The organism is Thalassotalea nanhaiensis (assembly GCF_031583575.1).
Classification (GTDB): domain Bacteria; phylum Pseudomonadota; class Gammaproteobacteria; order Enterobacterales; family Alteromonadaceae; genus Thalassotalea_A; species Thalassotalea_A nanhaiensis.
Genome location: NZ_CP134146.1, coordinates 2,389,377 through 2,402,024, shown reverse-complemented (window position 1 = coordinate 2,402,024; position 12,648 = coordinate 2,389,377). Strand labels below are relative to the sequence as shown.

General features: G+C 37.8%; 13 protein-coding genes. 6 read left to right on the top strand and 7 right to left on the bottom strand.

The features are described from left to right. Positions 1–41: 41 nt before the first annotated feature. Positions 42–1,289, bottom strand: a complete 1,248-nt coding sequence (locus tag RI845_RS10600) for a dipeptidase (RefSeq protein ID WP_348386143.1) — start codon at positions 1,287–1,289, stop codon at positions 42–44. A 181-nt stretch (positions 1,290–1,470) separates the two neighbouring features. On the opposite strand from RI845_RS10600, the gene RI845_RS10595 reads away from it, so the two are divergent. Beyond that, positions 1,471–2,460, top strand: coding sequence for a helix-turn-helix domain-containing protein (locus RI845_RS10595; protein WP_348386142.1), 990 nt, complete (start codon positions 1,471–1,473; stop codon positions 2,458–2,460). Between the two features lie 43 nt (positions 2,461–2,503). Here the strand turns inward: RI845_RS10595 and RI845_RS10590 are convergent, their stop codons facing one another. After that, the gene (locus tag RI845_RS10590) at positions 2,504–2,866 is read right to left on the bottom strand and encodes a nuclear transport factor 2-like protein (RefSeq protein ID WP_348386141.1); all 363 of its coding nucleotides are present in this window, start codon (positions 2,864–2,866) and stop codon (positions 2,504–2,506) included. 144 nt (positions 2,867–3,010) lie between these two features. Between RI845_RS10590 and RI845_RS10585 the strand changes: the two genes are divergently transcribed. After that, positions 3,011–3,472: an Lrp/AsnC family transcriptional regulator gene (locus tag RI845_RS10585; protein WP_348386140.1), complete on the top strand. Its 462-nt coding sequence runs from the start codon at positions 3,011–3,013 to the stop codon at positions 3,470–3,472. Between the two features lie 74 nt (positions 3,473–3,546). Then, positions 3,547–4,257 carry a DUF6090 family protein gene (locus RI845_RS10580; protein ID WP_348386139.1) on the top strand — a complete coding sequence of 237 codons (711 nt, stop codon included), beginning with the start codon at positions 3,547–3,549 and terminating at the stop codon, positions 4,255–4,257. Positions 4,258–4,310: 53 nt separating this feature from the next. Here the strand turns inward: RI845_RS10580 and RI845_RS10575 are convergent, their stop codons facing one another. Together RI845_RS10575 and RI845_RS10570 are read right to left on the bottom strand one after the other, a co-directional pair. Beyond that, positions 4,311–5,702, bottom strand: a complete 1,392-nt coding sequence (locus RI845_RS10575) for an FAD-binding oxidoreductase (protein WP_348386138.1) — start codon at positions 5,700–5,702, stop codon at positions 4,311–4,313. Between the two features lie 58 nt (positions 5,703–5,760). Beyond that, positions 5,761–6,699: a bile acid:sodium symporter family protein gene (locus RI845_RS10570; RefSeq protein ID WP_348386137.1), complete on the bottom strand. Its 939-nt coding sequence runs from the start codon at positions 6,697–6,699 to the stop codon at positions 5,761–5,763. A gap of 211 nt (positions 6,700–6,910) precedes the next feature. On the opposite strand from RI845_RS10570, the gene RI845_RS10565 reads away from it, so the two are divergent. The 3 genes from RI845_RS10565 (at position 6,911) to RI845_RS10555 (ending at position 9,712) form a co-directional block, all read left to right on the top strand. Continuing rightward, positions 6,911–7,630 (top strand): FadR/GntR family transcriptional regulator, encoded by a 720-nt coding sequence (locus tag RI845_RS10565; RefSeq protein ID WP_348386136.1) that lies wholly within the window; start codon positions 6,911–6,913, stop codon positions 7,628–7,630. A 103-nt stretch (positions 7,631–7,733) separates the two neighbouring features. Then, positions 7,734–8,639 carry an NAD(P)H-dependent oxidoreductase gene (locus RI845_RS10560; protein ID WP_348386135.1) on the top strand — a complete coding sequence of 302 codons (906 nt, stop codon included), beginning with the start codon at positions 7,734–7,736 and terminating at the stop codon, positions 8,637–8,639. A gap of 77 nt (positions 8,640–8,716) precedes the next feature. After that, positions 8,717–9,712 (top strand): GlxA family transcriptional regulator, encoded by a 996-nt coding sequence (locus tag RI845_RS10555; RefSeq protein ID WP_348386134.1) that lies wholly within the window; start codon positions 8,717–8,719, stop codon positions 9,710–9,712. Between the two features lie 26 nt (positions 9,713–9,738). On the opposite strand, the gene RI845_RS10550 is transcribed toward RI845_RS10555, so the two are convergent. The 3 genes from RI845_RS10550 to RI845_RS10540 all read right to left on the bottom strand — a co-directional run bounded on the left by RI845_RS10550 (position 9,739) and on the right by RI845_RS10540 (position 12,533). Continuing rightward, positions 9,739–10,623: a 3-hydroxyacyl-CoA dehydrogenase NAD-binding domain-containing protein gene (locus RI845_RS10550; protein ID WP_348386133.1), complete on the bottom strand. Its 885-nt coding sequence runs from the start codon at positions 10,621–10,623 to the stop codon at positions 9,739–9,741. Between the two features lie 148 nt (positions 10,624–10,771). Next, a complete protein-coding gene (locus RI845_RS10545) occupies positions 10,772–11,197 on the bottom strand; it encodes a GYD domain-containing protein (RefSeq protein WP_348386132.1) in 426 nt (141 codons plus the stop codon). 79 nt (positions 11,198–11,276) lie between these two features. After that, complete coding sequence (locus tag RI845_RS10540; RefSeq protein WP_348386131.1) at positions 11,277–12,533, bottom strand: dipeptidase; 1,257 nt, start codon at positions 12,531–12,533, stop codon at positions 11,277–11,279. Positions 12,534–12,648: the final 115 nt, after the last annotated feature.

Below are 12,648 nucleotides of genomic sequence, written 5' to 3'. Positions count from 1 at the left end.
GATAAAAGGGCGCCGAAAGGCACCCTTGATTGTTAGCTAGTTTATTTCCAGTTAGCTTTGTATACACGCATTAGATTTTCACCTAAGAATCCACGAATATCGTCTTCTTTCCAGTTGTATTTGTCTTCTAGAACTCGAGCTACACCCCAGATATCACCACCAGATGCATTTTGAATTGGTGCGCCAAAACCTTTCTCTGGTGGGTACTTGTCAACAACACCGATAAAGGCTTTTAAGAAATCTGCATACATATGTGAGTAATCAGATGCATAACAAGTACGATCACGACCAATTAACTCTGCTGTATATTGTACATGCTCAGCAATAGCTTCAACTTCGGCAGTCCCTTCAGGGTTGAGGAATAACCCTACCCCTACAGTACATACCGCGCCATCGGTTGCGGCAATAGCTTTCATTGCCTCATCGGTAATATTTCGGCCGGTATCATATAGCGCTTTTGCATTAGAGTGTGTTGCTAAAACCGGTTTAGATGAATGTTTGGCCATATCAATACAGGTTTGTGAAGATGAATGCGAACAATCGAGAATCACGCCTTCTTTATTCATCCGTTTTATAAATTCGATACCAAGTTCGGTAACACCATTATCAGCCGTGTTTTGACCACCACCAGCTAGTGCGTTGTCATTATTATAAGTAAAGTTCATTACTCGGATGCCACTATCTTTAGCCCATTTTACTTTGTCTAAATCTTCAATAACAAAGTCAGCGCCTTGAGAGTTATACATAATTGCCATTTTACCATCGGCTTTCGCCTGGCGAATATCTTCAGTATTATCAACTTTTACTATATCAAGCGCTTTTATTGCCGCATCAGTACGGGTAAGGGTATCTTGAAAAGAAACATCGTTAACCCCTTCAAAGGCCCATACTGATGTTGAGATCAATGAAATTTGATTATCACGGTTTTTATTTACCGCTTCTTCAAATTTATCTTCTTTGATGCCTTGAATGCCAATACCTGAAGGCATTAGTGAGTTAATTACGATAGCATCTTTAAAACGGGCTTTGATGGCTTTATCTTCAGCTCGCTCAGCTTCAGTGCGACTTGCATCGAAAAACTTTTCAACATACGCTGCACGCTCATCGATTTCGGCTTGAGATTTACCGCGAGGGCTCCAAAGCTTCGCTTCTACATCAACATCAGAGACAAAACCAGCTTCGGCGTTCCAACCATTTTTAACGTGCTCATGTTCGTGACCGATATCATGGGCCATAACAGCACCAGATAAAATAGCAGATGTTGCCAGTACGATTGCTTTAAGTTTCATAAAAATACCTTTTTGATTGTGCACATATTAAATGTGTAAAAATTAAATATTGTTGCTAGCGATTTCAATGAAGCCATTCTAGAATTAATTTATGCTTAAAAAGCATCATTAGATGCCAAATAAAAGTTATTACACTTTTTTTTACATTGTAGACGACATAAGTTACTTTTTTGATTTTATTATGAAATATATTCATTTAGTTGATACGCAAGTGGCAATGCCTATTGTTAGATACTTACAAAGTATTAATGCGCCTGTGTATGACTTATTACACCAAGCAGGGCTTCCGGTAGAAATGCTCGAAGGAAAGCATAGGGTTATAGCCACCTATCCATGGTGGAAATTGATGCAGCTTGCTTATGATTACAGCGAAGATGAAGCGTTGGGTTTTCATATCTCTGATCTAAAGGGTTTATCAAGTCTGAAAAATTTTATCGAGGATATACTGCCTATTGCCAATAATCCGCATGATGGTATTTGTCTGTTGATACATTATTTAGATAGCATGTCTTCACATGGCGTTTTCAAATTATCTCACCAACAAAAAGGAAGTTGGTTCTTAGCGTATACCAAAGATTATTTAAATGTTGGACTAGTACCAATGCAACAAACGGTATTTGCCGATATGCTGAAGTTTGTGCAGTTGTTTTTAGGGAAAGCATGGCAACCGACGTTAATAAGCATACAACATGATGATAAAAAGAAAGTGTTTAATAAGTATTTTCCCAACGCTGCTATTGCCGATAAAAATAAAGCGCTCGGTTTTTTTATTACTAAAGAAAAATTAGGTGAGTTAAGCGAAAGGGTTAAACACTTTATCGAAGAAAATAGTCAACAAAGTATTATTCCTCCCACGTTTAAGTTAACCCTTTGTCAGGCATTGAAACCTTATGGAAAAGAGAAGTTGCCACAGTTAAAAGATGTACCAGAAAGGGTAGGTTTATCACTTCGTAAAATTCAACGAAGCTTAGCCAAAGAGGGCACCAGTTTTAAAGAGGTTATCCAGCAAATGCGTTTTGATATTGCTAAAGATTTATTATTGAATTCTAATGATTCTATTATTGATATTGCTACATTACTTGGCTATAAAAACCCGAGCAATTTTGCTCGAGCATTTAAGATATGGACAGGATTAACACCGAAAAAGTATAGAAAGTTAAATAAAAAATAGTAATAAGGGATCAGAAGAACAACGGTACTGACCCCATTAAAATTTAGTCTTTTACGTAGTTGGCACCTGCGGCAAGGTATGTTTCTCGTAGTGTTACTTTTCCGTTTTTGTCAAAGGTCCAAAAATCTGAAAACCCGATGTCTTTGGCAGCTCCATCAGCACCAACACCTTTAAACACACCGTTAACGGCAATAACATTTTCACTATTTAAGGTTAAGTTTTTAATACTGTGTTTGCCTGATATTTTACGATCGTTATTATAAAAGTCAGTAATTTCTTGTTTTGTTGCATAGATTGCATCGGCGCGAACATAACAACTTTCATCGGCGAAAATATTTAACACCCAGTCAATGTCGCTTGCATCTACCTTTGGATAATAATCGATAACAACTTGTTCTATCGTCATTTTTCAACTCCTTTAATTAATTGTTTTAACAAATGATGAGAGGAAATTGTTACTTATTTTTTCGGTATTTATTTATTCATTATTATGATGAAAATGTTAAATGTTGATATATAATTACTTAAATTTAGTAATTGGTGAAATATAATGTCTCTTGATAGAGTTGATAAACAAATATTACAACTTTTGCAGCAGGATGGTTCTTTATCTTCGGCAGAAATTGCAGAACAAGTAGGTTTAACCCCGCCCCCGTGTTGGCGCAGAATTAAGAAATTACAAGATAATGGCTATATTGATAAATGCGTGAATTTATTAAATGCTAAAAAGCTAGGGCTAGGAGTAACTGTTTTTGCCACCATAAAACTGTCGGCCCATGGTAAAGAAAATGTTGAAACATTTAGAGAAAAAATCACCTCTTATGAAGAGGTGATGGAATGTTACATTTTATTGGGTGGTATCGATGTTTTGGTTAAAATGAATGTGGCAAGTGTAGAGTCTTATCATGAATTGTTTTTTAGACGATTATCGCAAATCCCTGGCGTACAAGAAGTAAATTCAAGTGTTGTTGTTGAACGAGTAAAAGATACTACTGAGCTGCCGATCAAATAAAAAATCATCTTTATGATAGAGCTGCTAGGCTTGTAGTAAGTAGTGAATTCACCTCCTTGGTTAAGGTATCTGTAATGTTAATACAACTAAAAGCTATCCGAAACTTCCTTATTAGAGATGGTAAATTTGGAAAGTATTTGCTTTACGCTATTGGTGAGTTGTTACTCGTGGTAACGGGTATTCTTATTGCATTACAAGTGAACAATTTTAATGTTCATCGTCAACTTAAAGAAGTAGAAATTCAGTATTATAGTTCGATGAAACTGCAACTGATGGAAGATAAAAACTTAATTGAAATTGAATTATCCAATATTGATAAACGCATAAAAACCTACTTAATTGGCATACGTTTAATTGAAGAAAATGATCCTATGAAGTCTGGAGAGTTGGGCACAAAAATTAGTCAATTGCTCGATTATGGAGATTTTAGGCGAAAAAGTAGTGTCTACCAAACCCTAATTTCTAGTGGTGAAATAAAGAATATTAAAAATTTATCTATTGTCGCCAACTTGCAAGAAATAGAGCGAAGTTATGAAATTACCGAGCGACTCGAACATACACAAGGTCGTTTGGTGATGCTTCATACTGCACCTGTGGTTGTTGAGGTGCTTGATTTAAAGTCTGCAACGTTAATTAACCCTGAATTGGTTTATACCCCTGTATTCAAGAATAGATTTTTTGCAGCAATTAGAATTGCGAATGAAAAAAAAGGAGAGTTTGAGCAAGTGTTATCTGTGATAAACAAGACACTGAAAAGTATTGATGATGAACTTGTCAAAAGTTAGTAAACTAACCTCCGAGGTAGTAGAGCAATACTTTATCAAACCAAATCCAAGATTTACACGTCGCCTAAAACACGACCGCGGTTAAGAATGTTATTCGCATCTAGGGTACGTTTTAACAGCTTCATTAACTTTATTTCTTCTTCACTACGGCTATATTTTAACCAGGCTCGTTTTTCCATACCAATGCCATGTTCTGCAGAAACCGCACCGTTCACTCTTTGTAGTTGACCATAAACTATTTCATCACTGTCAATGTGCAATTGTTCTGCAGTTTTATCGGCTTTGTCATTAGGACGAATGAAGAAGTGCAGGTTACCATCGGCTATATGGCCTAACACATAAAATTCACAGTCATCCCATTTGTCTTTCAGTTGCTGCTCAACTGCATTGATATAATTGTCCATTTCAACAATTGGTAAGCTTACGTCATATAAGAAAATTGGTTTTGGCTCTAAGATTGCTTCAAAATTTTCGCGAATATCCCATAGCTCTACTCGTTCTGATTCGGATTTTGGAATTACTGCATCAATAATAATTTCTTCTTCAAAGCAACTTTCTAATAAACTCATAAATCCAGCTTCATCATTAGCTGTATCGCCACCTTCGGCTTCCATCATAATGTAGTACTTGTAATCACGGCTCATTGGTGAGCGGTTGGCGCCTTCAACCGTTACTGCGCGGTAATGATCGCCCCACATCACTTCAAAGGCAGAAAGGTTGCCAGCCAAATCGCGTTGCGCACGGTTTAATAACTTAGTGACAGATTCAAAGTCTTGCAAAGCTACCATTGCGGCATTGGTGGTTGTTGGTTTAGGAAATATTCTGACATTGATGCGAGTAATAACCCCTAATGTACCTTCAGTACCAATAAATAGTTGTTTAAGATCATAAGCCGAGTTGTTTTTAAGCATTTGGTTCATTGATGATAGTACTGTTCCATCAGCCATAACTGCTTCTAGGCCCAGTACCAATTGGCGTGCCATACCATATCTAAGTACGTTAATACCGCCAGCGTTAGTTGCAACATTGCCACCTACTGTACAACTACCACGTGCGCCCAAATCTAAAGGGAATAACATATCTTGTTCAAGACAGGCTTCTTGTAGGGTTTGTAAAATAACTCCTGCACCAACGGTTGCAGTACCACCAGTAATATCAATTGATTCTATTTCATTCATACGCTCCAAAGATAATATTACTTCTTCTTTTTGAGCTTCTGCAGAGTGAACACAGTTAGTTAAACCACCTTGAGTGATCACCGGATGACCGTGCTGATTACAAATCGCTAGTATTTGACTAACTTGCTCGGTTGTACGAGGGCGAGCCAGAGCAATTGCTTGCGCAGGTGTTGTGTCCCAGTAACTTGTAGCGCGGTCCATATCTGTACCACTAATAACAATGTCGATACCAACTGCGTTTGTTAATAATTCTAAAATTTGTGACATAACTTATCTCTTATAACCTTGCGGATGAAATGCTCTGTAAAGCATGGTTATTAAATTTCTATGAATGTTGCTTTGTTGTGTTTAATGCGGTTTTATTTTCTTTATCTAAACGCAAACACAGGGAAGCAAATATTGAGCCGGTAATGTTCAACCACACACTAAAAATTGCACCTGGAAGGGCTGCAATAGGTGCGAAAAATTTAAGTGCTAAAGCGGTGGCTAAAGCTGAATTTTGCATTCCCACTTCAAGGGCTATGGTACGAGATACTTTCTTATCAAAGCCTAATAAGTGTGAAACCCCATAACCAAGGCTCATGCCTAATACGTTATGACAAAGTGTACCAATAACGGCAACTACACCAACGGTAGCTAGGTTGTCTGAGTTCAGGGCAACCACAATGGCAATGATCATTATGATAGTAAACACTGTAAATGGCGCTAATGCCGGCGATATTTTTTCAACGTATTTGTGCGCATAGGTGTTTATTACAACACCAATAGCAACGGGTACCAGGATTATTTTAAGTAGGCTTAACAGCATTGACGTTGCAGGTACTTCTACAGAGGATCCTACTAGTAGTGTTAATAAAAATGGCGTCATAAAGACACTAAGTAATGTAGACATTGCGGTCATTGATACCGACATAGCGACATTACCACCAGCAATAAAAGTCATCACGTTTGATGACAAGCCTCCGGCAACGCTACCAACCAACACCATACCCACAGTTAACTCAGTACTAAAATTAAACGCAATGGAAATTAACAGGGCTGATAAAGGCATTACGGTAAATTGTAAAAGCATACCCGCTAGCATTGCGGTTTTGTATTTGGGGATGTCAATGAAGTCTTGGGCCCTTAGTGTCAAACCCATACAAAGCATAACAAGGGTAAGTAAAGGAACGATAAACGATTTAAAGCCAGATAACTCTGCTGGAAAGGCAAAGCCTGAGCCCGCGGCAAGTATCGCCCATAATGGAAATAGTTTTATAAACATAAATTTAACTCTCGTGTAAAAACCGTCTTTATTATTAATTTTATTCGACAGTTGGTGACAGATAACTGCTAATATATTACATATGATAACAAACCTATAATATATGTTTGGTGCTTAAGTGCCATAATTTTGTCATATTGTTTAAAATCTGGCAGGGTGTTAATCATCAAACTTAGGTTAAAATTAGTGAACAATAATAATTGAGGTCTGTGTGAAACAAGCGGCGAGTGACACTAACAAGCGTAAAGATAACTTAGTAGATAATGCAATGAGTCAGATCATCGACTTTATTAAACTGAATCAACTGAGAGTGGGAGATAAACTGCCAAGTGAATCGTATTTTATTGAGCAATTGATGGTAAGCCGTACGGTTGTGCGTGAGGCATTTAAATCGTTAGATGCTATGTCGATAATTGCCATGAGTGCAGGTAAAAAAGCACAGGTAGGTACGTTTGACGACTCCGTTATTGGGATTACTTTGTCGCATGCGCTTAGAACCGAGCAAATCAATGTACAGCAAATTTGGGATGCCAGACGTGCTATTGAACTGCGAACGGTTGAACTGGCAGCCATTCATCGTAGCCAGGAACAAAGCGATAAAATCGCTAATCTAGCTGTTAAAATGAGGGAAAGTTACACTAGCTTGAATGAAATGACCGAGTACGATATTAAATTTCACAAGCTAATAGCAGAGGCAACGAATAATCCGATATTTCCGGTGTTAATTGCCTCTCTTGCTGCCGCTATAAGAGATACGAACCCTATTTTATGGAAAGTGCGTCAATCTAAACCGCAACAAGTTGAAGTAGTCGAATTACATGAGAATGTTGCCAAAGCGATAGTTGGAAAAGATCCACAAGCTGCCATTGAAGCCATGGCAAACCATTTTGATGTTGCCTCTGCTTGGCTATTAAAAGCAGGCTTTAATTAAATCTAATGACGAATGTGGCATTAAAATAGTCGAAATTGACTATATTCGACTTTACTTAGCTAAGTGTATGCTCAATACAATTACGTAAAGAGAGAAATACTAAATGAACACATTAGTTATATTTGCCCACCCAGATGTTGAAAACGGCTCAATTGGCAACAAAATTATTCTAGACGAACTCAATAAAAATAAAGACATTAAGGTTCGTGAGCTTTATAAACTATACCCAGATTTCAATATTGATGTTGAAGCCGAGCAAGCGGCATTACGAGAAGCTGATGTTGTAGTATTCCAATTCCCATTCTTTTGGTACAGTTGTCCTGCATTACTGAAAAAGTGGATGGATGATGTGCTTTTATATGGTTTTGCCTATGGTTCAACCGGTAAAGAGTTACGTGGTAAGGAGTTGTTATTATCAGTCACTATTGGCGGCGCCGCAGATTCATATAAACCTGACGGCTACAATACCTTTCTGGTAGAAGATTTCATCTTGCCATTTAAGCAAACGGCCAATTTAACTGAAATGTTATTTAATGATGATTTTATTTACAGCCATGGCATGATCAACATTCCAGGCATTGATTACCCTCGTCAAACCACACAGGCAATAGCATATAAACATGCCGACAAACTCATTACAGAGTTAAAGGCTAGAATGTCTGGTGACGTTATACAAAAAGAGTTTGAAGCGAAAAAAGCACCTGTTTACTTTCTTGGTCAAGTTGATGTTAAAGAGTTTGAACCATACATGAGCCAGTACGGTATGCCTGTTGTTGGTCAGTTAATGGAGCGTGGGGTAGAGATTTTATCTGCGACCGCTGATACCCAAATAAAAGAAGGCGAATGGCCAAATACCTGGGATGTGTTATTTAAGTTTCCAAGCCAAGATGACTTTGATGATTTTTGGGATAGTGAAGCATACGCACCATTTAAAAAGATCCGCCGTGAAGAACTGACACATGGTGGTAATGTAGTTATTATGCCAGCCTTTGACCCTGATTCTTTATAATCAACTATCTATAACAGTCACTGCCATATAACACTATACTTGTTAATTATGGCAGTGTTTAGGTTGAAATTTACATTATGTGTACTGTAGGAATATTACTCTATGACGGTTGCTACGCGTCTAGTTTCACCGGCTTGATTGACTCTTTTCAAATTGCTAATGCCATTATTGACAAGGTGGCTCCCGGAACAAGTAAAATTTCATGGCTTACGTTATCTGAGAGTTCCAAACCTGTTGCAACTCATTCCGGTTTAAACATTCAAGCAGATCACACGTTATATGATGCGCCTGCAATAGACATTCTTTATGTTCCTGCGTGTTTCTATTCAGGATATTACACTAAAGGCAAAGTGTTTTTTGACTGGCTAGATAAACAACAATTTGTTTGTCAGTGGATAGCGAGCCAATACCATGATGGGGTTACTCTTGCTGCTAATTGCACTGGCACGTTGTTATTGGCAGAAACTGGTTTACTCAACAGGAAAACAGCAACGACTACATGGTGGCTAGAGAAAGATTTTAAGCACAGATTTCCATTAGTTAAACTGAATATAAAAGACATGATTACCTATGATGAACGGATAATTTGTGCCGGAGCATTATCGTCTTATTTTAATTTGGCGATTAAGTTTATTGAACAATATTCAGATCCTAAAATTGCTAATTTGTGCGCCAAAATGATGCTGGTTGATGTTGGTCAAGCCTCACAAGAGCCTTATCAAACCTTATTTGCTATCCCGGAAGTAAAAGATGAATTAGTGAGTAAAGTGCTATATGAATTGCAAACTAATTTTCAACAAAATATCGACTTACACCAATTAGCGAGTAAATATGGAGTGAGTCATAGAACCTTGATAAGGCGATTTAAAGCTGAATTAGACAGCGCGCCATTAGAGTACTTACAGAATGTAAGATTAGAGTCAGCTAAAACATTGCTTGAAAGCAGTTCGTTATCGTTAACCCATATTGTTGAGCAAGTTGGTTATAGTGATGTGAGTTCATTTTCACGATTATTTAAAAAGCGTTTAGGGTTAACGCCGGTGATGTATCGTAATCGGTTTAAGCAGGCTTAATAGCGTAATAAACCTGCTAAATTTACTTATTTGCCCTCGATAAAACCTGTTTGACTGTAAGTTGGCGTTGGGTATGTATAAAACCCTTTTCCTGTTTTTAATCCATACAAACCTTTATCCAAGTAGTTAGTTTTTAAATACAACGCAAACTTTTGTGCTATTTCATCATCAGTTTTTGCTAACATGACTTTGGTCACTGTATCGAGTCCGACAGCATCCATCATGCCACATGGCCCATATTTAGTTTTCATTAGGTCCATCCAACAGCGATCAATATCTTCAACATGTGAAATATTATTAACCAATAATTTTCCAGCAGAATAATACAAACCTATAACCATAGAGTTTAAGACATATTCTGGATTTTCTTTATCAATTCTAAGTGGAATTAAGCCAAGTTTTGGTACCAACTCTTCCAGTGTTTCCATAACTTCTATTGATGTACCGCCATGATTCATAACATCAACAATGCGTGATGCTTTTAAATGAAAGTGCAGGGCTGCAAAACGCTCTGGCCTGCCAGTGCTGTCAGCAAAGTCAGATGGGCGAAGAGATGATGAATTTGTGGTGAAAATAGTGTGCTCACTACAGACTGTTGCGAGCTTTGACCATATATCATGTTTTACTTTTAAGCTTTCAAATACCGACTCATTAACTAAATCGACATTCGCAATATCTATAAGCTCAGTGGTAATGGTTAAATTAGCATGCGTACGCTCAGCCTCTTTTGTTGACCATGTACCATTACTGGTATTAACCGAAATCATTCGCTCAAACCGTTGCTTTATTGCGGTGTGTGCATCTTCTGCAATATCGTAAACAAATACAGCAAAACCAGAATAGGCGCATTGAATGGCAATTTCACAGCCCATTTCACCGCCACCAACTATCGCTATTGATTTAATCGACATAGAAGCATGTCCTTAATTTTTTAATTAAAATTTGAATTTATTTTACCGTTAAAAAGAAGTGAGATTTATTCAATAATGGCGTTTATCAGGTCAATTTCTAACGGTAGTTTAAATTTTTTGCTAATGGTAAACCCAGCAGCAAATATTGCTACTGGGCAGTATTTGCTGCACGCATTTGTTGCGTCAAAGATAATGCTTGAGCCATGGTTGAGCTATCCATTAGTTCTATCATGGTGTAGTTGTGTAACCAGTCATTAGGCAAGCGGACTAAATACATCGCCTGAATAAGTACTTCGTCATCGGGCATTGAGACAATGACATAATTTTTGCCGTTACCTAAACCAAAGTAATAACCAATTAATTCACCGCCCAGGTTTTTAAATACATCGGCCATTACTGCTTGTCGATCGCTTGGGTTATTAACTGCATTTGCCCAACCTTTTGCGTTTGGCTCACCTATAACTAGAAATGTTCGAAGGTTAGGCTTTTCTTCTGTTTCCGCGTCAGAAGCGATGCTTTGAATGGAAAATAATGAAAGGCTGATGAGTAGAAAAAATTTAATATATTGAGACATGATAAAATCCTATGAATTTCTTCCTAAATAAAAGGCGATGAAACATCGCCTTGTTTACTTTATATAGACTTACGGGAGATTACTTATCCCAGTTAGCCTTATAAACGCGCATTACGTTTTCACCTAAGAAACCACGGATTTCTTGTTCGCTCCAATCGTATTTGTTTTCAAGTACTGAAACAATTGCCCAAACATCTTCGATACCAGCCATTTGTGACGGTGAGGCAAAGCCCTTCTCTGGTGGGTACTTGTCAACCATAGGTACTTGAATTTTCATCGCATCAAACAGGTTATGAGTATAATCTGACGCATAACAGGTGCCTTCTTTACCAATAAGGCTTGCTGTGTGAACAACATGAGCAGCCATCGTTTCTGCCTGAGCATTACCATCTTTACTTAGGAAAACACCGATACCATTAGTACAAACTACACCACCAGTTGAACCTACTGCCTTTATAGCTTCATCACTCATGTTACGAGTCATTGGATAAACTGCTGATGAATTATTGTGTGATGCCATAATAGGTTTGGTTGAAATTTTTGCTGCTTGAATTGCCGTTGCATCTGATGAATGCGACGTATCAACAATAATGCCTCGCTTGTTCGCAAGCTTAATAAACTCTTCTCCAAGCTTGGTTAATCCTTCCTGGTTTAAAGGGTCTGCATTGTATTCAATGCCGGTAGCAAAGTGGTTTTTTGAATTATAAACAAAGTTCATAATATTCACGCCACTGTCATGCAATTCATCTACGTAATCCAGGTTATCTAGGTTATAGTCAAAGCCTTGCGAGTTATACATCATGGTCATTTGACCTTTTGCTTTTGCATCACGGATGTCTTGTGAGGTCTTGGCTTTTGTTACCTGTAAGTCTTTTAAAACAGGATCTGAATCATTAATGTAAGTGAACATCACATCTTTTGGATGGAACGCACCAATTGAAGATGAGAAATGTGTAACACCTGCATCGCGGTTGCGTTCAATGGCTCGATTAAACGATTCAACAGTGTTACCGATAACACCTACAGAGGTTGGCATTAATGAGTTAATTACTATCGCACCTTTATATTTTTCCATGTAAGCGGCATCGGCCTTTTTCTGCTCAGCAGTACGTGTATCTGCGGCATCTGTCAGGAACTGAGCACGAGCATCTAGTTGCTCTGGTGATTTACCGCGAGGATTCCATAAATTTGCTGACGTATCGACATTGCTTACCACATTTCCGTTTACTTGGTATTGTTTAGCGGTTTTGCTGTAACCTTGATGAATCTCTGCTGCAACTGACATGTTGGCAATAAACGCTGTTGCGATGCTTAAAGTTAATAAAGATTTTTTCATGTAACTCTCCTAATTGAGTACCGATAAACGTTAAAGTTTTGTAAAAGATTTATTTGATGGATGTAGTTTAGTACATTAAAATTATGTACACCTAACCATTTGGTACCGGTTGAAA

Excerpts from the sequence above, each read along its gene's own strand:
- RI845_RS10600 (WP_348386143.1), bottom strand. The coding sequence starts at position 1,289 with ATGAAACTTAAAGCAATCGTACTGGCAACATCTGCTATTTTATCTGGT.
- RI845_RS10595 (WP_348386142.1), top strand. The coding sequence starts at position 1,471 with ATGAAATATATTCATTTAGTTGATACGCAAGTGGCAATGCCTATTGTT.
- RI845_RS10590 (WP_348386141.1), bottom strand. The coding sequence starts at position 2,866 with ATGACGATAGAACAAGTTGTTATCGATTATTATCCAAAGGTAGATGCA.
- RI845_RS10585 (WP_348386140.1), top strand. The coding sequence starts at position 3,011 with ATGTCTCTTGATAGAGTTGATAAACAAATATTACAACTTTTGCAGCAG.
- RI845_RS10580 (WP_348386139.1), top strand. The coding sequence starts at position 3,547 with ATGTTAATACAACTAAAAGCTATCCGAAACTTCCTTATTAGAGATGGT.
- RI845_RS10575 (WP_348386138.1), bottom strand. The coding sequence starts at position 5,702 with ATGTCACAAATTTTAGAATTATTAACAAACGCAGTTGGTATCGACATT.
- RI845_RS10570 (WP_348386137.1), bottom strand. The coding sequence starts at position 6,699 with ATGTTTATAAAACTATTTCCATTATGGGCGATACTTGCCGCGGGCTCA.
- RI845_RS10560 (WP_348386135.1), top strand. The coding sequence starts at position 7,734 with ATGAACACATTAGTTATATTTGCCCACCCAGATGTTGAAAACGGCTCA.
- RI845_RS10555 (WP_348386134.1), top strand. The coding sequence starts at position 8,717 with ATGTGTACTGTAGGAATATTACTCTATGACGGTTGCTACGCGTCTAGT.
- RI845_RS10550 (WP_348386133.1), bottom strand. The coding sequence starts at position 10,623 with ATGTCGATTAAATCAATAGCGATAGTTGGTGGCGGTGAAATGGGCTGT.
- RI845_RS10545 (WP_348386132.1), bottom strand. The coding sequence starts at position 11,197 with ATGTCTCAATATATTAAATTTTTTCTACTCATCAGCCTTTCATTATTT.
- RI845_RS10540 (WP_348386131.1), bottom strand. The coding sequence starts at position 12,533 with ATGAAAAAATCTTTATTAACTTTAAGCATCGCAACAGCGTTTATTGCC.